The 20,464-nt window shown below is 71.3% G+C and carries 15 protein-coding genes; 10 read left to right on the top strand and 5 right to left on the bottom strand.

Annotation, left to right across the window (positions count from 1 at the left end; translation table 11 throughout):
- Positions 1-213 precede the first annotated feature (213 nt).
- From ACWEOW_RS21505 to ACWEOW_RS21485, 5 genes are all read right to left on the bottom strand, one after another.
- On the bottom strand, positions 214-1,182 hold the full coding sequence (locus tag ACWEOW_RS21505; RefSeq protein WP_452271288.1) for a transketolase family protein: 969 nt from the start codon (positions 1,180-1,182) through the stop codon (positions 214-216).
- Positions 1,179-2,093 carry a transketolase gene (locus ACWEOW_RS21500; RefSeq protein WP_452271287.1) on the bottom strand — a complete coding sequence of 305 codons (915 nt, stop codon included), beginning with the start codon at positions 2,091-2,093 and terminating at the stop codon, positions 1,179-1,181. Before ACWEOW_RS21500 ends, ACWEOW_RS21505 begins: the two co-directional genes overlap by 4 nt.
- Complete coding sequence (locus tag ACWEOW_RS21495) at positions 2,090-3,094, bottom strand: sugar phosphate isomerase/epimerase family protein (RefSeq protein ID WP_452271286.1); 1,005 nt, start codon at positions 3,092-3,094, stop codon at positions 2,090-2,092. Before ACWEOW_RS21495 ends, ACWEOW_RS21500 begins: the two co-directional genes overlap by 4 nt.
- 53 nt (positions 3,095-3,147) lie before the next feature.
- On the bottom strand, positions 3,148-4,707 hold the full coding sequence (locus ACWEOW_RS21490; RefSeq protein WP_452271285.1) for an FGGY family carbohydrate kinase: 1,560 nt from the start codon (positions 4,705-4,707) through the stop codon (positions 3,148-3,150).
- Between the two features lie 576 nt (positions 4,708-5,283).
- Positions 5,284-6,291 (bottom strand): sugar-binding transcriptional regulator, encoded by a 1,008-nt coding sequence (locus ACWEOW_RS21485; protein ID WP_452271284.1) that lies wholly within the window; start codon positions 6,289-6,291, stop codon positions 5,284-5,286.
- Between the two features lie 290 nt (positions 6,292-6,581).
- Between ACWEOW_RS21485 and ACWEOW_RS21480 the strand changes: the two genes are divergently transcribed.
- From ACWEOW_RS21480 to ACWEOW_RS21435, 10 genes are all read left to right on the top strand, one after another.
- Positions 6,582-8,183 (top strand): DUF1593 domain-containing protein, encoded by a 1,602-nt coding sequence (locus tag ACWEOW_RS21480; RefSeq protein ID WP_452271283.1) that lies wholly within the window; start codon positions 6,582-6,584, stop codon positions 8,181-8,183.
- Positions 8,184-8,386: 203 nt separating this feature from the next.
- Positions 8,387-10,012, top strand: coding sequence for a DEAD/DEAH box helicase (locus ACWEOW_RS21475; protein WP_452271282.1), 1,626 nt, complete (start codon positions 8,387-8,389; stop codon positions 10,010-10,012).
- A gap of 196 nt (positions 10,013-10,208) precedes the next feature.
- Positions 10,209-10,604, top strand: coding sequence for a GntR family transcriptional regulator (locus ACWEOW_RS21470; protein ID WP_452271281.1), 396 nt, complete (start codon positions 10,209-10,211; stop codon positions 10,602-10,604).
- Positions 10,601-11,515, top strand: a complete 915-nt coding sequence (locus ACWEOW_RS21465) for an ABC transporter ATP-binding protein (RefSeq protein ID WP_452271280.1) — start codon at positions 10,601-10,603, stop codon at positions 11,513-11,515. Before ACWEOW_RS21470 ends, ACWEOW_RS21465 begins: the two co-directional genes overlap by 4 nt.
- Complete coding sequence (locus tag ACWEOW_RS21460) at positions 11,512-12,393, top strand: ABC transporter permease subunit (RefSeq protein ID WP_452271279.1); 882 nt, start codon at positions 11,512-11,514, stop codon at positions 12,391-12,393. The genes ACWEOW_RS21465 and ACWEOW_RS21460 overlap by 4 nt, the downstream gene beginning before the upstream one ends.
- Before the next feature lie 139 nt (positions 12,394-12,532).
- Positions 12,533-13,351 carry an ABC transporter ATP-binding protein gene (locus tag ACWEOW_RS21455; protein WP_452271278.1) on the top strand — a complete coding sequence of 273 codons (819 nt, stop codon included), beginning with the start codon at positions 12,533-12,535 and terminating at the stop codon, positions 13,349-13,351.
- Positions 13,339-16,689, top strand: a complete 3,351-nt coding sequence (locus ACWEOW_RS21450) for an FtsX-like permease family protein (RefSeq protein ID WP_452271277.1) — start codon at positions 13,339-13,341, stop codon at positions 16,687-16,689. The genes ACWEOW_RS21455 and ACWEOW_RS21450 overlap by 13 nt, the downstream gene beginning before the upstream one ends.
- A complete protein-coding gene (locus ACWEOW_RS21445) occupies positions 16,686-17,630 on the top strand; it encodes an ABC transporter ATP-binding protein (RefSeq protein ID WP_452271276.1) in 945 nt (314 codons plus the stop codon). Before ACWEOW_RS21450 ends, ACWEOW_RS21445 begins: the two co-directional genes overlap by 4 nt.
- A gap of 105 nt (positions 17,631-17,735) precedes the next feature.
- Positions 17,736-18,650 carry a TIGR03560 family F420-dependent LLM class oxidoreductase gene (locus tag ACWEOW_RS21440; protein WP_452271275.1) on the top strand — a complete coding sequence of 305 codons (915 nt, stop codon included), beginning with the start codon at positions 17,736-17,738 and terminating at the stop codon, positions 18,648-18,650.
- Positions 18,651-19,018: 368 nt separating this feature from the next.
- Positions 19,019-20,431: an aspartate aminotransferase family protein gene (locus ACWEOW_RS21435; protein ID WP_452271274.1), complete on the top strand. Its 1,413-nt coding sequence runs from the start codon at positions 19,019-19,021 to the stop codon at positions 20,429-20,431.
- Positions 20,432-20,464 lie beyond the last annotated feature (33 nt).

Raw genomic sequence — 20,464 nt, 5'->3', positions numbered from 1 at the left:
GCCGGGGCCCGCGACCGCTGCGCCGCGGCCCTCATCTGGTGGCGACTCGCCGCCCCGGGCCCGCGATAACGGTGCCGCGGCCCCGATCTGGTGGCGACTGCCTCACCGCCCCGGGAGCGGGACGGCATACGAAAGCCGGGCCGGCGCCCCACCCTCACGTTGGGGGACGCCGGCCCGGCGGCTCTGAGGTGGCGACGAGCGTCGCCGGTTCGCTCAGCGGCTGGCCAGGATCTCCCGCGCGGCCGCCGAGACTCCCTCGGCACTGATGCGGAAGTGGTCCAGGAGCCACTCGGCCGACCCCGTCGGTGCGAACGTGTCGGGCACGCCGACGAAGCGCAGTGGCGTCGGGCGGCGGGGCGCGAGGAACTCGGCGACGGCACCGCCGAGGCCGGAGGTGAGCGCCTCCTCGACGGTGACGATCCCGGCGGTCTCCTGCGCGGCCGCAAGGAGCGCCGCGCCGTCGAGCGGCTTGATCGTCGGCATCGCGATGACTCGCGCGTCGATGCCCTCGGCCTCGAGCAGGGTCGCCGCGTCCAGCGCGCGCGTGACCGCGGTCCCAGTGGCTGCCACGGTCACGTCGGTGCCGGGGCGCAGCTCGACCGCCCGGCCGGGCCGGAACCGGTAGCCCTCCGGCATCAGGTCAGGCACACCCATCCGGCTCACCCGGATGAAGACGGGAGACCCCGCCGTCGCCGCCCAGGCCACCGCCTGCGCTGTCTCGGTGCGGTCGGTGGGCACGATGACGGTGAGGCCGGGGATGGACCGCAGCCAGGCCAGGTCCTCGATCGAGTGGTGCGTCGGGCCGAGCTCGCCGTAGGCCATGCCGGGGCTCTGGCCGATGAGGACCAGGTGGTGCTGGGAGTAGGCGGCGTCGACCTTGATCTGCTCCATGGCGCGGGCGGTGAGGAAGCATGCGGCCGCGGAGACGAAGGGGATCTTGCCGCCGTTGGCGAGCCCGGCGCCGACCCCGACCATGTCCTGCTCGGCGATGCCGACGTTCACGAGACGGTCGGGGAACCGGTCCTGGAAGGGGGCCAGCTTGCTCGAGCCCACGGAGTCGTTGACGACGGCGACGATGCGTTCGTCGTGCTCGGCGAGCTCGATGAGGGCGTCGACCCAGGCGTCACGGCAGTCGTACAGGGCCGGGCTCGGGGCGACGGGCGGCTTGGTGGTGGCGGTCATGACTGCTCCAGCTCGGCGAGTGCCTGCTCCAGCTGGTCCGCGGAGGGGACCTTGTGGTGCCAGGCGACGTTGTCGGACATGAACGAGATCGGGTGGCCCTTCATCGTGTGGGCGATCACCGCGGTCGGCTTGCCGGACGCGGCCGGGACGTCGGCGAACACGTCCAGCAGCGCGCCGTGGTCGTGGCCGTCGACGTCGACGACCTCGAGGCCGAACGCGGCGAGCTTGTCGGCGAGGGGCTCGAGGTCGTTGGTGTCCTCGACGCGGGCGCCCTGCTGGAGGCGGTTCCGATCGACGATGATGCACAGGTGCGACAGGTGATGGTTGCCCGCGGTCATCAGGGCCTCCCAGTTGGACCCCTCCTGCAGCTCGCCGTCACCGACCACGACGAAGGTGCGCCGGGCCGAGCCGTCGAGCTTGCCGGCGAAGGCGGTGCCGACCGCGATGGGCAGTCCGTGGCCAAGGGGGCCGGTGCTGGCCTCGACCGCCTTGATCTTCGTGCGGGCGGGGTGCCCGTTGAGCTGGGACTCCGGCTGCATGAACGTGAGCAGCACTGCGGGGTCGAGGAACCCGGCGATCGCGAGCGTCGTGTACAGGGCCGCCGCGGCGTGGCCCTTGGACAGGATGAAACGGTCGCGCTCGGGGTCGCTCTGCTGGCCCGGCGAGGTGTTCATGGCGTCGAGGTAGAGGGTCACGAGGATGTCGATGACCGAGAACTCGCCGCCGATGTGGCCCAGGCCGGCGGCCCGGACCATCTCGATGTCGCGGCGCCGGACGAGCCGGGCCGCCTCGGCGAGATGGGCGACCCGCTGCTCGCGGGTCGCGCCGGCGGGCACGCGTCCGAGGACCGTGAGCGTGTCGTGGGGCACGGCGCGCGGATCGACGTGGGGGACGAGGTCCTCGGTGGTCATCCCTCGCCCCTCAGGTCTTCGGTCATGCACGAGAAGAGGACGTCCTGGACGAGCCGCTGCGCGGCGAGCGCGTCCTGGCGCGATTGGGCCGCGCGCAGCGCCTCGATGTCCAGCTTCTCCAGGGCGTTGAAGACGGCCTTGAGGAACCGGATCGAGAGCTTGGCCGCTTCCACGGTGTCCTCGCGGAAGGGGAACTGGTCGAGCTGCCAGACGCCCTCCCAGCCGTTGACCTTCAGGGTGTAGAAGAACTCGAAGACCTCGAGCGGGTGGACGGTGCCGACGACCATGTCGTCGTCCCAGCCGCGCAGGTTGTCGTTGACGTCCATGGCCCACAGCAGGTCGTGGTCGATGAGCAGCTGGGCGGCCGCGGCGGGGGACTCGCCGCCGAAGAGGGCGTGGCCGAAGTCCAGGAGCACGCCGACGTTGTCGACGCCCATGGCCTTGATGCCCAGGGCCGTCTTTGCGGCGGAGTCCCAGAACATCTTGTTGCGGGGCTCGCGCGGCTTGTACTCGATGACGATCTTGATGTCCGGGTTGGCCTGGGCGAGCTCGCGCATGCCGGAGACGGCCAGCTCCCACTGCTCGTGGTGGTCGACCTGCAGTGGGTAGTCCCATCCGTCCTGCCCCGGCCAGACCTTGAGGTAGCGGGCGTCGAGGGCGCGCACGACGTCGGCGGCCTCGTTGAGAGCGGCGAGCGCGGCGGCCCGGACCTCGGGGTCCGGGTTGGTGAACGCGCCCTTGCTGAACCGGCGCATATAGATCTCAGGGGTGACGCCGATGGCCCGCAGGCCGTGCTCGGCAAGCGCCTGCTTGACGTCGTCGACGGTGACGCCCTCGGAGAACGGGTACGGGACGTCGACGAAGGACAGGTCACCGACCGACCCGGCGCGGGCGATCTGTTCCAGCGTCGACACCGCGGGCGCGTAGCCGTCGGTGGCGTACCTGTCGACGTAGGACGCGAAGTGCCACAGGCCGGCGCCGAACGGTGGATAGTCGGTCATTGGGTCGTTCCTCTCGATCTTTACGTCGCAGGAGCCGGACGGAGCGCAGTGGCTCAGTCCGTCTGCGACACAGACATCCCGCGCGAGCGGGCAATGGCTTGCCTCCAGATCCGCCGGGCGTCGCCGGCGTTGGAGGTCTGGGTGGGGGACGGGTTGGGGGCGTGTAGGGCGTACTCGGGGGTGACGCGGTATCCGGGCTCCGCGGGCGCGGCGGTGATTCCCAGCTGGTGGGCGGCCAGCGCGGCGGCGCCAAGGGCGGACGCGGCGGGGCTGCTGGCGACCTCGATTGGGCGACCAAGCAGGTTCGCCTGGATCTGCATGAGCAGCCGCGAGGCCGTGGCTCCGCCATCGGCGTGGAGGGTGTCGATGTGTGCCGAGCCGTCGGACTCCATGGCCTCGACGACGTCGGCGACCTGGTGGGCGACCGAGTCGAGCGCGGCCCGGGCGAGGTGCTCGCGCCTCGTGCCGCCCGAGACACCGACGAGGACCCCGACGGCATCCCGGTCCCAGTAGGGGGCCCCGAGCCCCGAGAACGCGGGCACGAACGACACGCCGCCGCTGTCCGGCACCCGCTGGGCCATCTCGGTCAGGTAGGCGCCGCCGGCAGTCCCCGGCGGGACACCGAGGGTCGAGGCCATCCAGTCGAGGGCCGACCCGGTGGCCACGATGTTGCCCTCCCGGGCATACGTGGGCTGGCCGCCCACGTGCCAGGCCACCGTCGTGGCGATCCCGGCCGGCCCCGGCCGGGCGTCGACCGTGGGGCTCATCACCGAGGACCCGGTGCCGTAGGTGGCCTTGCCGGTGCCTGGGGTCGTGCAGCCGTGGTGGTATAGGGCGGCGTGCGAGTCAGCGAGGACCGCGACGACCGGCACACCCGCCGGCAGCCTGCCGTGGCGCACGGAGGTCACCCCGAACGAGGCGTCGGACGCGCGCAGCTCGGGCAGGTGGGCGCGATCGACTCCGAAGAGCGTCATGAGGTCGTCGTCCCAGGTGAGACTCACCAGGTCGAGCAGCAGGGTGCGCGACGCGTTGCCGAGGTCGGTCGCATGCTCGCCGGTCAGCCGCCACACGAGCCAGGAGTCCACCGTGCCGACGGCGACGTCGGCCGGCGAGGCCCCGGTGGCCAGGGCGGCGTCGATGCTCGCGCGCAGCTTCGGAGCCGAGAACATCGGGTCCAGGGACAGGCCGGTGCGGTCCCGGACGGTCTTCGCGGCGGCCGGCTCGTCCGCGGCGAGCGCCGCGACCCACGCGGCCGTGCGGGCGTCCTGCCAGCCCAGCGCCGGGCACAGGGCCCGGCCGGTGCTGCGGCTCCAACAGACGACGGTCTCGCGCTGGTTGGAGATCCCGATGCCGAGCACGGTGGCGTCCGGCAGCTGCTCGAGGCACTCGTCGATGGCGGTCGTCGTCGCGGTCCAGATGCGCTCGGCGTCCTGCTCCACCCAACCGGGGGCCGGGAAGGAGATGGCTGTCGGCGCGGAGGCCTGCGCGACGACGCGGCCCGAGTCGGCGTCCAGGAGCAGCGCCTTGGTGTTGGTCGTGCCCTGGTCGATGGCAAGGAGCACCCCGCCTCGACGGTCGCTCAGCTTCGTGCGAATGACCCCTGAGCTTGACATCGAATATCCATTCGCTAGTGAATGAAGACAATGCCAGAGTAGGGGGCGGTGCTGTGACTGTCAACGGACCAGCCGCCCGCAGGGGCCGAGCGCCCACTCGACCCAGGGCCCCCGCAACCAAGGTCGAGTGGGCACCCCGTCACTTCCGTCACGTGACGGGTGTGACGGGAGTGACCGAGCGCCCACTCGACGAGAAGGGTCTGACGACCCGCGGGGGTATGCCGCGGCGTCACGGGTCCGGAACCAAGGTCGAGTGGGCGCCCCGTCACTTCCGTCACGTGACGGGTGTGACGGGAGTGACCTGGCGCCCACTCGACGAGAAGGGTCTGCCGACCCGTCGGGGGTATTGCCGTGGCGTCACAGGTCCGGAACCAAGGTCGAGTGGGCGCCCCGTCACTTCCGTCACGTGACGGGAGTGACCGAGCGCCCACTCGACCGGGCAGGTGCACCGGCCGTCGCGGGCCTGTCCGGGGCCGCGCAGGCCGGGCTTGCGTGGGGTCTGGCGCGCGTGGGGTCTGGCGCGCGTGGGGTCTGGCGCGCGTGGGGTCGGGTGCGTGGGGGTCGGGTGCGTGGGGGTCAGGCGGCGGCTTCGCGGAGGTATGCCGCGGTGGCGCTGTCGGTCACGAGCGCGGTGATCCAGCCACCCAGGAGCGCGGCCCGGATGGCCTCGTGCTTGCGCCGCCCGCCCGCGACGCCGATGCGGCGCGGGATGCGCTGCATGGAGGCTGTGTCGATGCCGAGGATCCGGTCGTCGAGGTGGCTTTTGACCGGATTGCCCGCGGCGTCGAAGTAGCGCATGCAGACGTCGCCGACGGCCCCGGCGCTGCGCAAGAGGTCTTCGTCCTGGGAGCTGACAGCGTTGCCGCTCGCGCGCAGCAGGGGAGAGGGCATGAGGCTGCCGATGCCGGCGAGCAGCACCGTGAGGTCGGGGAAGGCGTCGATCGCCTGGGCGATGCTGTCCTCCTCGAGCAACGCGCGACGCGTCGCGTCGGAGGTGACGAGCCCTGGCGCGGGCAGGTAGGTGGCCTTGGCGCCCGTGACCTGGACCAGGCGCCCGACCAGGTGGGTGGCGCGCGCCTGGGCGGAGGGCTGCCCGAGGCCGCCGAGCACCTGCACAACGGACTCGCACTCGTGGCTGTTGCGGGGGCGCATCGAGTCGACCGTGGCGAGCAGGGTCGAGCTCCACGAGGAGACCCCGATGCGCTCGCCGCCGGTCAGGGTCGTCTCGAGGTAGTAGGCCGCGGCGGCCCCGAGCGCCGGCGTGATGACGTACTCGTCGTCGTCCTCGCCGGTGTCGGCCACGACGACCTCCTGCAGGCCGTACCGCTGCTCGATCTCGTCCTCGATCTCGGCGAAGACGCCTCGCGGGGTGACGACCGTCGTGCGGACGATGCCGGTCGCGACGGCCTTCTTGAGCAGACGCGAGACCCGGGGCTGGGAGATGTTCAGGCGCTTGGCGATCTCCGGCTGCCGGACGCCCTGCTCGTGGTAGAGGCGCGCGACCTTCGTCATCAGCCGGGTGTCCTCGGACGCGACGAAGGGCGTCGACGAGGCATCGCCGGCCTCCAGCGGGTTGATGACCATCATGCCTCCGGAGTCACGGGACCGGTCGGGAGGGATTCTCGCACGCGAGCGGGGTGGCGCCCAGGCGCTCGGCGACGACCGTCCGAGCGGACGCGACTGGATGCACGTCGAGGTCTCGACATCGTCGTCCTCCAGAAGTATTACGCACCTCCTGAGCATTCAACAGCGAATATGCATGCGATGCAAGCACCCGCGCCACGCTCCCCCGGCCCACTTGACAGCGCCCGCCGGCCCGAGAACGATGCGGAGACCCTCACGATTCAATGACGAATATACATTCAGGAGCAGATGTGAGGCAGGACAGGAACAGCTCGGGCGGCCTCTCGCGCCGCCTCTTTCGAACGATGGCGGCCAGCGTGGCCGTGACGGGATGCCTCGTGGTCGGGGCCACCGCCGCCGGGGCAGGCGCGTCCGCGCAACCCAGCACTCCGGCATACGGCTCTGCGGCACTTGGCTCTGCGGAACGTGGCTCGGCGAACGCGGCCGGCGCGTCGGCGGCGCAGGCGTCCGGGACCAAGCCGCGGGTCATCCTCACCAACGACGGTGAGGTCGACGACATGGACAGCTTCATCCGGTACCTCTACTACGCCAACGAGTTCGACACCGAGGCCGTCGTCCTCACGAGCTCGACGTTCCACTGGGCCGGCAACGGCAGCACCGTCGCCCCCTACCGGTGGACGGGCACGGAGTGGATCAACGACTACATCGACAAGTACGCCTCGATCTACCCGAACCTCAGCGCCCAGGCGCCCGGGTACCCCACCCCCGACTACCTCCGCAGCATCTACAAGATCGGCAACATCACCAACGTCGGTGAGATGGACGAGGTCACCCAGGGCTCGGAGATCATCAAGGCACGCATCCTCGACCCGAACCCGCAGCCGATCTACGTGCTCGCGTGGGGCGGCACCAACACGCTCGCACGCGCGCTGAAGTCGATCGAGGAGCAGTATGCCGGCACGCCGGAGTGGGCGACCGTGCAGCAGCAGATCTCCACCAAGGTGGTCGTCTACAACATCCTCACCCAGGACAACACGCTGGCCGGCTACATCCGCCCGCACTGGCCGTCGATGAAGATCATCGACAACCAGGGGGCGTTCTGGGCCTTCGCGTACGCCTGGACCCGGGTGGTGCCGCAGCCGTTGCAGGCGACGCTCAGGGGCTCGTGGCTCGCGCCGAACATCATCAACGGGCACGGACCCCTCGCCTACGAGTACCGCACCATGCGTGACGGCAAGCCCACGCCGGGCGACAACGAGAACAACCGTTGGCGACCGGAGAGCAACCTCAGCTTCGGCGTCAACGACTTCCTCTCCGAGGGTGACTCGCCGTCGTTCCTCTACCTCATGGACTTCAACGGCCTGCGCTCGGCGCAGAACCCGACCTGGGGCGGCTGGGGCGGCCGGTTCGCGCCGAACGCCTCGGGCTGGGCCGACACCCGTGACGACAACCCGTATGCCGCGTGTGGCGGCGGCTTCGTCGACCCCTGCAAGGGCTATGCGCAGGTGCGCTGGACGACCGAGCTGCAGAACGACTTCGCGGGCCGCGTGGCCTGGGGCGACGCACCGACGTACCAGGACGCGAACCACAACCCGAGCGTCACGGTCGCCCAGGGGCTCGACATCACCCGCGAGGCCGGTGCCGTCGTCCCGCTCAACGCCGCCGTCTCCGACCCCGACGGGAACAGCGTCAAGCTCGACGTCTGGCAGTACAAGGAGGCCGGGACCTACCCGGGTGCCGTCTCGGTCAGGCCGGCGGCCAACGGTGCTGCCCTGGTGACCGTCCCGAAGGACGCGCAGCCGGGCCAGACGATCCACGTCATCTTCCAGGCGACCGACGACGGCACGCCCGCGCTGACCCACTACGCACGGGTGGTCATCACGGTGAAGTGACGGTCGTCCGACCGCAGTGACGTCTGCCGGTGCCGTCGAGGGGCCTCCCTGGTCCCCTCGACGGCACCGGTTCGTCGGTTCAGCGCTGGTCCCGGTAGACTCTCCTGCAGTGGCCCGCCCAGTTCTGCCTCGGGTCATTTCTTCTTGGCCTGGCGGACTGTCGCCGGCCCCGTCGATTCGCTCTTGCGCCGCGACCCTCACCGATGAGGCCTGTCGCGCCGGGCAGAACGACCCATCCACTGCTTTTGGAGTACCTACCTGTGTCCACTGACACGACCTTCGCCGACCTCGGCGTGCCCACCCGCCTCGTCACCGTCCTCGCCGACCTCGGCATCACGGCCCCGACCCCGATCCAGGCCGCCACGCTGCCCGACTCGATCGCGGGGCGCGACGTGCTCGGCCGCGGCCGCACCGGCTCCGGCAAGACGTACGCGTTCCTGCTGCCCCTGCTGACCCGGCTGTCGCAGTCGGGCCGCCGCCGTCAGGCTCGACGCCCACGTGCGCTGATCCTCGCGCCGACCCGCGAGCTCGCAACCCAGATCGACACCGCGCTGGCCCCGCTGGCCAAGCCTCTCGGCCTCACGTCCCAGACCGTCTTCGGCGGCGTCGGCCAGAACCCGCAGGTCCAGGGCCTGCGCGCCGGCGTCGATGTCGTCGTCGCGTGCCCAGGCCGCCTCGAGGACCTCATGCAGCAGGGCCACGTCTTCCTCGACAGCATCGAGATCACGGTCCTCGACGAGGCCGACCACATGGCCGACCTCGGCTTCCTCCCCGGCGTCCGCCGGATCCTGGAGAAGACCCCGCGCGACAGCCAGCGGCTGCTCTTCTCGGCGACCCTCGACGGCGCCATCGACGTCCTCGTCAAGCGGTTCCTCACCAATCCCGTGACACACCAGGCGGATTCGGCGCAGTCACCAGTCTCGACCATGAGCCACCACGTGCTCCACGTCGACAACGGGTCCCACCTGCCCGTCATCGTCGACCTCACGGCGGCCCCAGGTCGCAAGGTGGTCTTCACGCGGACCAAGCACCGCGCGAAGAAGCTTGCCCGGCAGCTCAATGCCTCCGGCGTCCCGGCCGTCGAGCTCCACGGCAACCTGAGCCAGGGCGCCCGGACGCGGAACATGGACGACTTCCACTCCGGCCGCGCGCAGACTCTCGTCGCGACCGACATCGCGGCCCGCGGCATTCATGTCGACGACGTCGCGCTCGTGATCCACGCCGACCCGCCCGTCGAGCACAAGGCGTACTTGCACCGTTCCGGCCGCACGGCCCGGGCCGGCAACGACGGCACCGTCGTCACGATGATGCTCGACGACCAGGTGCGCGACGTGCGCGACCTGACCCGCAAGGCCGGCATCAAGCCGACGACCACTCGCGTCGCGGTGGGTCACCCGCTGCTGGTCGAGCTCGCCCCGGGCGAGCGGTCGTATGCCGGGGCGCTCGTTCGCGAGCCCGCTCAGTCCGGGGCCGGTGGCGCTTCCGGCGGCAGTGGGCGTGGTGAGGGCCGTGGTGAGGGCCGTGCGCAGGGCGGCCGGGGCGCTGCCCAGGGCGGCGGTCGCGGCCGTCGTGGCGGGCGTGGCCGTGGCGGCAACGGTGGCGACTCCGACCGCGGACCGGCTGCGGTCCGTAGCGAAGGTCAGCGCTCGGGCCGGGGGCGCACCGGCCAGCGTGACGGAGCCGAGTCCGGCGGCGCGCAGGCTGGGCGCCGACGCGGGTCCGGCTCCGGCCGGCGTGGTGGCTCGTCGACCGTCTACACCACGAGCAGCGGCGGCAGCGCCGCGTCGTTCTCGGCCGGCTCGCGCGTCGGGTCCCGCCGCTCTCGCTGAGCCGAGTCCGACTGGGTCACCGACGGCGCTCGCGCTGAGCTGGGTCGGCCTTGGTCACCGACGTCGCAGCACTGCGACGTCGGTGACCCTCGCCGACGTCAGTCACCCTCGCGCTCATCGGTGGCTGTGGGGTGTTGACGACAGGACCCCTGTGCTTCAGTATTTATCTACTGACATAGATAAATGGGAGGGTCTCATGATCACCTTCCGACTGGATCCCGTGTCCGGAGTGCCCACGTACCTCCAGCTCGTCCAGCAGGTGGAGCACGCGCTGCGATCGGGGGCGCTGCGACCGGGCGACCAGCTGCCCCTGGTCAGGGAGGTGGTCCAGGAGCTGGCGATCAACCCGAACACCGTGCTCAAGTCGTACAAGCAGCTCGAGGTGCTCGGACTCACCGAGGGCAGACCCGGCCTCGGCACCTTCATCCGGGACGACGTCGCACCGTCGACGGCGGCCGGATACCCGGCACTTCAGCGCCGGTTGGCGGCCTGGATCGGGTCTGCGCGCAGCCAGGGCCTCGACGACCAGGACATCCGCTCCCTCTTCTCCGCCACGCTGCACGAGATCTCTGCAGACGAGGGCATCGCATGAGCACCAAAGAGCCCCGTCCCGCCCTCGAGACCACCGGCCTGGGAAAGGCCTACGGGAAGATCTGGGCGCTGCGCGCATGCAGCCTCGCTGTCGAGCCAGGCACGATCACCGCGCTGGTCGGGCCCAACGGCGCGGGCAAGACGACGCTGCTGCAGCTGGCTGTCGGGCTGCTGCGCCCGACCGCCGGAAGCGTCAGCGTCTTCGGGCGCCAACCCGCGTCCTCGGTCGCCGCGCTGGCCTCGGTGGCCTACCTTGCCCAGGACCACCCTCTCTACGGGGGCCTCAGTGTTGCCGACCTGCTCCGCCTCGGGCGATGCATGAACCCGTCCTGGGACGACCCGTTTGCACGTCAGTACCTGTCCGCTCTCGGGATTCCGTTGCGCCACAAGGCGAACGAGCTCTCGGGCGGCCAGCAGGCGCAGGTCGCGCTGACGCTGGCGCTCGCGAGGCGACCTCGCCTGCTCGTCCTCGACGAGCCGGTCGCCAGCCTCGACCCGCTGGCGCGGCACGAGTTCATGTCGGCCGTCCTTGCCGACGCAGTCGACCGTGGCACGACCGTCATCCTCTCCTCGCACGTCGTGTCGGAGCTCGGACGAGCCTGCGACCATCTCGTCGTGCTCGCGCAGGGCCGGGTGCAGGTGCAGGGCCCGATCGACGCGCTGCTCGACCGCCATCGCGTCCTACTCGGGACCACCGCTTCCACACCCCCCGCGGGCCTGCGCCAAGTGCTCGCCAGCGCTACGCACGAGCGACAGACCACACTCGTCGTGGAGCTGGGGTCCGAACCGGTCGCCGACCCCAGGTGGGACAGCCGCCCGGTCGGGCTCGAAGAGCTGGTCCTGACCTACCTGCGTGACCCCGATGCCGGGACGTATGCCGGCGACGGCGCCATGCTGCGAGGTGTCCGATGACCTGGGTCAGCTGGCGGCTCACCCGTCCGGCCGCGGTCGGCTCGGCTGTCTTCGTGATGGTGCTGACGGCATATCTCGTCGTCACCGGACTCCACCTGCGCGAGGTCATCGACTCGAGTGGTCTGCTCGCCTGCCTGGCACACGGGGGCTCTCGACAGACCTGCTCGGACCAGGCGCTGACGTTCTACCGAACACTGAACTCGCTCACGGGGGGTCAGCCGGTCGTCTCGTACGTCGCGCTCCTGTCGGGGGTGATCGGTGTCTTCGTCGGAGCGCCCCTGCTTGCTCGCGAGCACGAGACGGGAACCATCCGGCTCGCTCGGACGCAGTCGGTGACCCGCGGCCGCTGGTTCGCCAGCCGAGTGCTCGTGGCGGCCGCCGTCGTCGCTGCTGCGCAGACGGCACTGACCGCCGCCATCACGTACTGGCGCGGTCCATCGGACGAGCTCGACGGACGCTTCGCCCCTGGCGGGTTCGACGTGCTCGGCATCGTCCCGCTCGGGTATGCGCTTCTCGCGTTCGCGATCGGCGTGACGGCCGGAGGGCTCCTGCGGCGCACGCTGCCCGCGCTCGCCGTCACCCTCGCAGGCTGGCTCGCGGTCCGGCTCGTCGTCGAGAACGTCCTGCGCGGGCGCTTCATGACGCCGCTGACGGTGGCGTACACCGACCGCCCTCCTGCAGTCCTGCCGTCCGGTGCCGCGGGCGACTGGGTCATGGAGACCAAGATCCCCAAGCCTGGCTCCGGATACCCGACCGTCCTGATCTACCAGCCCGCGGATCGCTTCTGGACCTTTCAGCTCCTCGAGCTCGGCATCTGCATGACCGTCGCGGTCCTGCTGGTCCTCGTCGGCGCAGCCGTCCTCAGGCGCCGCGACTGAGCACGCGGAGACGCGGAGACGGGAGCGACCTACGCTGCCCGACGCCCACCGGCGCGTTGCGAAAGGGTCACGATCAGCACCGGGCGCGGCCCCCTGCCGGTCCGGAGCGCGCCGCGGCGGGTGATACTGCCCCGGCACCGTGACATCGACGGGCAACGGCGGGTGGACGACGGGCGACGAGGGGGACGCGCGGGTGGGACGGCAGGCAGGGCCCGGCGAGACGGCATACCAGCGGGGCAGGGGACGGGGCCTGCGACGGGGCCGCAGCGACGTGACCGAGGGTGTCACGACTCGCGTCGAGGTGCGCGCTGAAGGTCTGACGGTGTCGTTCGGACGCGTCGTCGCACTCGAGGGGGTGTCGGTCACGGCGCCGCCCGCCGCGCTGCTCGCTGTCACAGGCCCGTCGGGTGCGGGCAAGTCCACCCTGCTCTGGTCGCTCGCAGGCGCCCTCGCGGCAACGGCGAAGGTCAGCGGCACCGTTCGCGTCGGCGAGGCAGACGTGGCCCCGAGCGGCGACCGGGATGCCACCGTCCGCCTCGGAGTCGGGCTCATCCCGCAGGGCAACGGACTCGCGTCGGTGCTCACCGCCACCGAGAACTGCCTCGTCCCGCTGCTCGAGGCCGGTGTCACGGCGGGCGAGGCCCATGAGCGCGTTCGGGAGGCGCTGGCCGCGGTCGGGCTCGAGGAGTCGGGCAACCACCTCGTCGAAGAGCTGTCCGGAGGGCAGCAGCAGCGGGTCGCCGTCGCGCGCGCCCTCGCGGGTCGACCGCGGGTGCTGCTCGCCGACGAGCCCACCTCCGAGCTCGACCACGCCAACCGCGAGCGCGTCCTCGCACTGCTGCACGACACCGCCGCGGCAGGCACGACCGTCGTCATGGCCACCCACGACCCGGAGGCGGCAGCCACCGGTTCGCACGGGATCCACCTCGACGAAGGACGGGTCGCGTGGTCCAGGTGAAGGGCTCCGGCACAACCAGGCCCGGGGGACTCGGCCCGTTCACGACGGTGTGGGCCACGATCAACCACCGCCGCGCGCAGGCCGTGTCGCTGGTCCTCCTCTCGGCGCTCGTCACGGCGAGCGCGGTCCTCGGGCCGCTCTACGCCCGCTCGCTCCAGCATGGACTCGCGCGGGACGCCCTCGACCGCGCCAGCGTCCTTGCGACGGGCGTGGTGGTCACGCAGTCGACCCCGTACGGCGGGCGGCAGGTGCCGACGCCCGCGACTGTCGAGAAGGTCATCCCGCCCACCCTCGCGGCCGTGCTCGAGCCGGCGACGGCGATGGTGTCGGGACAGGTCATGCTCACCATGTCGGACAAGCGCGGTCGCCAGGGAGTCGTGACGACGGCGTATGCGCCGCTCGCGGGGTGCACCCGGCTGGTCCTCACCTCCGGCCGGTGTCCGACGGCGGCCAACGAGCTCATCGTCTCCAGCGCCGAGGCCGCTTTCGAGGGCTGGCGGGTCGGCGACACGGTCGGGTTCGACGCCGCCGCGGGCGGACAGACCGGGCCACGCAAGCAGCCGGCCATGGCTCGCCTCGTCGGCACCTACGACCCAGTCGCCGACGAGGCCTACTGGTGGAACGTCACGCTCACGGGCCGCGCCGGCACGGTGGTCAGCCGCGGGCTCTCGACCGCAGCCCAGGTCGACACCCCGATCGTCGCGCCAGCGTTCTTCGACGCGCACCCGGAGAGCACGACGCTGACCGTGACTCACGCGCTGCGTCGTGCCGACGTCGGCGTCGACGAGCTCCCCGGTCTGGTGGCGGCCATCGAGAAGGCGACCCAGAACTTCGGAGACGATGTCTCGCCGACGACCCTCACCACCGGTCTCGACCGGATCGGGGAGACGGTCGTGCTCGGTCAGCAGCAGGCGTCGCTCCTCGTGCCACTCCTGCTCGGGCAGCTCGCACTGCTCGCGGTGGTCGTCCTCGGGCTCGCCTGCGCCGCTGCTGTCGAACAGCGCCGTCCTGAGATCGCCCTCGCCCGGCTTCGCGGCGAGGGTGTCGCCGGCGCGCGCCGGCTTGTCGTCGCCGAGCTCGGCACCCTGGTCGCCCTCGGCGTGCCCGTCGGCTTCGGCATCGCGGTGCTCGTCGACCTCGTGGCCGCACGGTTCTGGCTCCCTGCGGGGGTGCCCCTCGACGTGCCGGTGTGGGCGTATGCCGCCGCGCTCGGCGCGCTCGCAGGTGGCCTTGGTGCGGTCCTCCTCGCGACGAGATCCGCTCTGCGAGAACCGATCCCATCCTTGCTGCGCAGCGTCCCACCGCGCCAACGGCTCCTCGCCGTCGGGATGCTCGACGCCGTCGTCATCACCGTGGCCGCCGCCGGGGTCGTCACGATCGTCAGCGGCAACGTCTCGGGTCCGCTCGCGATGGCGACGCCCGTGCTCCTCGCCCTGGCCGTCGGCCTGCTGCTCGCTCTCGTCATCGTGCCCGTCGCCGCCGCGGTGGGCCGAGCCGCGCTGCGCCGCGGCCGGGTCACGTCTGGGCTCACCGGTGTCCAGCTGGCGAGACGTCCCGCCGTCCGCCGCCTCGTGGCCATCGTCACCGTTGCGACCGCGCTGCTCGTCTTCGCGACCGACGCCTTCCTCGTCGCCGAACGCAACCGCGAGCAGCGGGCATCGCTCGAGACCGGAGCCCAGGTCGTGCTGCGCACCGACTCCAAGGACCCGGTGGCGCTCCGCCAGCTGCTTCGCACCCTCGACCCGGCATCCTCGTTCACCGCGCCCGTCGCCCAGCTGAGCGCCAGCAACCCGTCGTCGCTGGGCACGATGGCGGTCGTCCCGGAGGCGATGGGCCGGATCGCGAACCCTCCGTCTGGCGGCGCGGCCAACACGGCAGGCACGGCAGGCACGGCAGGCACGGCAGGCACGGCAGGCACGGCAGGCACGGCCGTCACAGACAACGTCGCGGCCGCCGCAGACAACGTCGCGGCCGCCGAGCCCGGGAGAGCCGACCGCGCCGACGCCGACTCGGTCGACTGGAGCCGCCTGTCGACCCGGGCAGGAGCGTCCACCGAGATCGTCGGCCGCACGATCAGCGTGACGGTCTCCGACGTCGTCGTCGACAAGGTTGTTCCGGGTCCGCCGCCAACCGGCTCCGACCCGAGCCGCCCGGGCGACGCCCCTGGGCCGCGCATGCGCAACGAGCTGCTGCTGCGCGCAGAGCTCACCGACGCGCGCGGCGAGGCGAGCGTCGTCGTGGTCGGGGCGATCCCGTTCAGGCCGAACGGGCCGGTGCGGTTGAAGGCTGCGGTCCCATGTGATCCCAACGCGTGCACCCTCACCGGCATCTCGCTCGACCGCACCCCGGACGAGACACGCCTCATCCTCGGCCACGTCCGGCTGGACGGCATACGCGGGTCTGCGTCCGCGCCGCTCGCTCTCGGCGGGCTCGCCTGGATGGGCTCCGGGACGGCATACGGCCCGGCTCAGCTTGCCTGGGACCGGCCCGGCTTCGGGGAGCTCACGCCCGACCGGAGCCGCCCCGACTCGGCGGTGCTGTCGTTCGGCTCCACCGGCGGGATCGTCTCGGTGACGGCGAGCCCGCCCCCGGTGCCGGCCATCGTCGTGCCGGCGACGGAGGGCAAGACGCCAACGGCGACGTCGGCCCTCGGCTTCCTCGGCGACAATGTCAACGTCACCGAGCTCGGACGGGCTCGAGTCGCTCCCGGTGGTCGCACGAACGTCACGCTCGTCAGCTACGACGCGCTCGCCCAGCGAACCCAGCGCCTTTACGCCACAGGCGAGCTCGAGGTCTGGATCTCAGACCCGAACAGGGTTGGAACGGTGAAGCGGGCACTCGTCGGCGCCGGCATCGCGGTGCGCGGCACGACCGAGCGCGCCGAGGTCGTCGCGACGTTCGACCGCTCCGCCTCGGCATGGTCGCTGCGGCTCGCACTCGTCATGGGCATCCTCGCGCTGGTGCTCAGCGCCCTCGTCCTGCTGCTGCTGACGGTGACGTCGTGGCGCACCCGGTCCAAGGATCTCGCGACCCTCCGGCTCGCCGGCGTGCCCGAGCGACGCATCCGTCGCGTCGTCGTGGCGGAGCAGGTCGTCGTCATCGGGTCGGCGGTCGTCGTGGGCGCCGTGTGCGGCTACGTCGGGGCCCAGCTGTCGCTGGGCCTCGTCCCCTTCTTCACGACCCCGTCGGACACGTTCGTGCGCGACCTGGATCCCGCGACCGGACCGATGGTCGCGGTGGCTGCGCTGACGTTCGTGTGGCTCGGTGCCGTGGGCACCGTCCTCGGCCTCTGGCTCGCGCGACGAGCTGTCGTCTCGCGAGTGAGGGACCAGTCATGACCGCGTCCGCGCGGGTCACCGCGAAAACCCTTGCGGCGTCGGCTTCCCCGTCGCACGAGCGCCGTGGACTCGACGTGACGACCCGGGGCCTCGTCGTCATCTACCGTTCGGAGGGTCACGATGTGGCGGCCCTGTCGGGCATCGACCTACAGGTGCGCTCCGGGGAGGTCGTCGGCCTCCTCGGCCCGAGCGGCGCCGGCAAGTCGACTCTGCTCACCGTGTTCGGCGGGCTGCTCGAGCCGAGCGCGGGACGCGTGCTCATCGGCCATCACGACATCAAGGGGATGGGCCCGTCTCAGCTCGACGAGTTCCGTGCCGGTGACGTCGGCCTCGTGCTCCAAGGCGCCGGACGCAACCTGCTGCCGTACCTCACGCCGCGTCAGAACGTCGCCTTCGCACAACGGCGGGCGCGCCGGATCGGCCGCGACGTGCCTGAGGTCCGCGAGGTTCTGGCGCTGCTCGGCATCGAGGCCATCGCTGACCAGGAGCTCGACACGCTCACGCCCGGCCAGCTCCAGCTGTCAGCGATCGCCGTCGGGATCGCTTGTTTCCCAGGGCTGCTCCTCGGCGACGAGCCCACGAGCCAGCTCGACCACGAGTCCCGCGACCGCGTCCTGGACGCCCTGCACGACATCAGCTCGCGCCTCGGCTCGACCGTCATCGTCGTGACCCACGACCCCGAGGTCGCTGCCCGGCTGCCGCGCACCGTGACGATCCGCGACGGGCGCGTCGGCTCGGAAGGCCGGCTAGGCGAGGAGTATGCCGTCGTGTCGGCCGACGGGTCCGTGCCGTTGTCGGGTGCCGCGCTCGACGACTTCCCGCCAGGGGCGCTCGTCCGCCTGCGCCATGACGGGACGTCGTGGGTGCTCGAGTCGCCGGACGAGGGCACTGGGGGCGACGGCGACGTCGGCGACGAGTCCTCGGAGACCGGGCGCGGCTGACCGGGCGGCTGCCGTCGGTGACGTGCGCGTGCTGTCACCGCGTGCGGGTCTGCCATGGTGGTCAGAGCAGAAGCGCACGGCCTTCGTCGACCAAGGAGGTATGCCGTGAGGCTGAGCATGAGTGTCACCATCTTCTCGTGGCGGGACGAACGTCGACGGTTGGGGGAGCAGCTCGCTGAGATCGCCGAGGCGGCTGATGCTGGGGGGCTCCATACGCTGTGGGTGGCGGACCATCTGCTGCAGGCGGATCCGTACGGCGCCCGCCCGGGGGAGACCGAGATGTTCGAGGCGTACACGACCCTCGGGTTCCTCGCCGCACGGACCTCGCGAGTGCGGCTGGGCACGCTCGTCACAGCGGTGACCTTCCGCCCGCCCGCACTGCTGGTCAAGGCCGTGACGACGCTGGACGTGCTGTCCGACGGCCGCGCGATGTTCGGCGTGGGGGCCGGGTACCACGGTGAGGAGGCCGCCGCGATGGGGCTGTCACTCCCGCCGGTGCGGCAGCGGTTCGACATGCTCGACGAGCTGCTCCAGATCGCGCAGCGCATGTGGGCCGGAGACGAGTCGCCGTTCCACGGCAGGTACTACACGCTGGAGGCTCCGGTCGGCAGCCCGCTGCCGATCTCGACCCCCCACCCGCCGATCCTCATCGGCGGCACGGGGGAGAAGCGCACGCTGCCGCTCGTGGCGCAGTACGCAGACCTGTGCAACGTCTTCGACATCCCGGACGGCGGGGAGACCGTGCGGCACAAGCTCGAGGTGCTGCGCGCCTGCTGTGAGGACATCGGTCGGCCGTACGACCAGATCGAGAAGGTGATCTCCACGCGCCTTGCTCCCGACGAGTCGGCGGAGTCGTTCGCTGCCCGTTGCGAGACCTTCGCCGAGCTCGGGATCCAGCATGCGAGCGTCATCACCACCGGACCGTGGACGCCCGACCGGGTGACGACACTCGCCGAGGCCGCGACCCAGGTGGCCGGCCTTGGGACTGAGGACACCCCCGGGGCGGTGAGCCCTGCCTGAAGGTCTGCTCGTCGTGGTGCGCTGACGCCGGCCACCTGGCCCGCCGAGGCCCTCGAACTCTGCTCCGGAATGCGGAGCAGAGTTCGAGGAGCCGGAGGCTGTCGGGGACGGGATCTCGCTATGGACGCCGCCTCCCGTGCCAGGACGCGTGCCATGCGGCGTAGCGGACGCACCGGTGCACTGGTGATCGCGGGCGAGCAGCGATGGCTCGTTCCCCGCCGGGGGTCACACGGGACGACATACGGGATCCGAAGGTCTCACGTCCTCGAACAGATGTGATCGGTGGCGAGTTGCGATCCAAACCACTGAATCGGTAGCATCGGGCGCATCGCTTCCACCGACCACGGTGGCACGTGAGGAGGCACGACATGACCGAGACGACGCAGGCACTTCCCGCCCATGACCCGGCGACCCGGCGCAACCTGCCGGTGGACGCGCGGCCCATCGACCCAGGACGCGTCGAGCGGCTGCTCGCAGCCGAGTGGGAGCGGTTCACGTCCTGGTCACAGGCCTCTGGCGAGCACAACGCCCGCGCGAGCAGGTCGCTGCCGCTCGGCGTGACCAGCTCGTTCCAGCACTGGGAGCCGTACCCGATCTCGATCGCGTCCGCCCGTGGCGCGTGGCTCACGGACGTCGACGGCACCCGCCTGCTCGACCTGTCGATGGGCTTCGGCGCCATGCTCGTGGGCCACCTCAACCCACGCGTCGTCGAGTACGTCAGCGAGGCGCTCAACGACACCGGCACCCTCTTCGTCACGCCGTCGCCGCAGGCGACCGAGATGGCCGAGCGCTTCCAGGCGCGCTTCGGGCTCGACATGCTGCGCTTCACCAACTCCGGCACCGAGTCGCTGATGTACGCGATCAGGTGCGCCCGGGCGTTCACGCGGCGCAAGGCGATCATCAAGATCGAGGGTGGCTACCACGGCGGCTACGACGGCCTCCAGGTGTCGGTCAAGCCAGACCTCGCCGACATCGGCCCGGCCGAGGCGCCGGTGCCCGAGGTGCCGTTCGACGTCGAGGCGGGCACGGTGCACGTCATCGCCTACAACGACCTCGGGCAGCTCGAGCGTGTCCTCGCCGAGCACGGCTCCGACGTCGCCGCGCTGGTCGTCGAGCCCGTCATCGAGAACCTGTCCATCGTCGTGCCCGACGAGGGGTACCTTGCCGGCGTCCGCGCGCTGTGCGACCAGTTCGGCGTCGTCCTCATCTTCGACGAGGTCAAGACGGGCCTCACCGCAGGGTATGCCGGCGCGGCCCAGCGACTCGGCGTGCAGCCCGACCTCATCACCCTTGCCAAGTCGATCGGTGGCGGGCTGCCGCTCGCGGCGTTCGGTGGCAAGCGAGAGGTCATGGAGGTCGTCGTCGATGGACGGATGGCGCACTTCGGCACCTACAACGGCAACCCGCTGGTGATGGCTGCAGCCCGTGCCGTCGACGAGATCTGCACGGTGGAGGCGCTCGACGTCGCCGAGGCGATGAACAACCGCGCGATGGACGCGATGGACGAGATCATCCGGGCGCACGAGCTGCCCGCACACACCGTCGGGATGGGAGTCAAGGGCTGCGTGACGTGGTCTGCGACGCCGGTGCGCAACTACCGCGACTACAAGGCCACGGACTTCGGCCTGGCCGAGCTGTCCTGGCTGTGGGGCGTCAACCGCGGTGTGCTCACGCCGCCCGGACTCGACGAGCAGTGGCTCGTCTCGCTCGCGCACACAGATGCCGACATGGCGATCCTCATCGAGGAGTTCCGCGACCTCGCGACCGCGCTGCGCGCCTGAGGAACGTGCCGCCGCCGACGCTCACCTCCTGAA

The organism is Monashia sp. NPDC004114, assembly GCF_053603855.1.
This window is presented reverse-complemented; position numbering and strand designations above follow the sequence as displayed.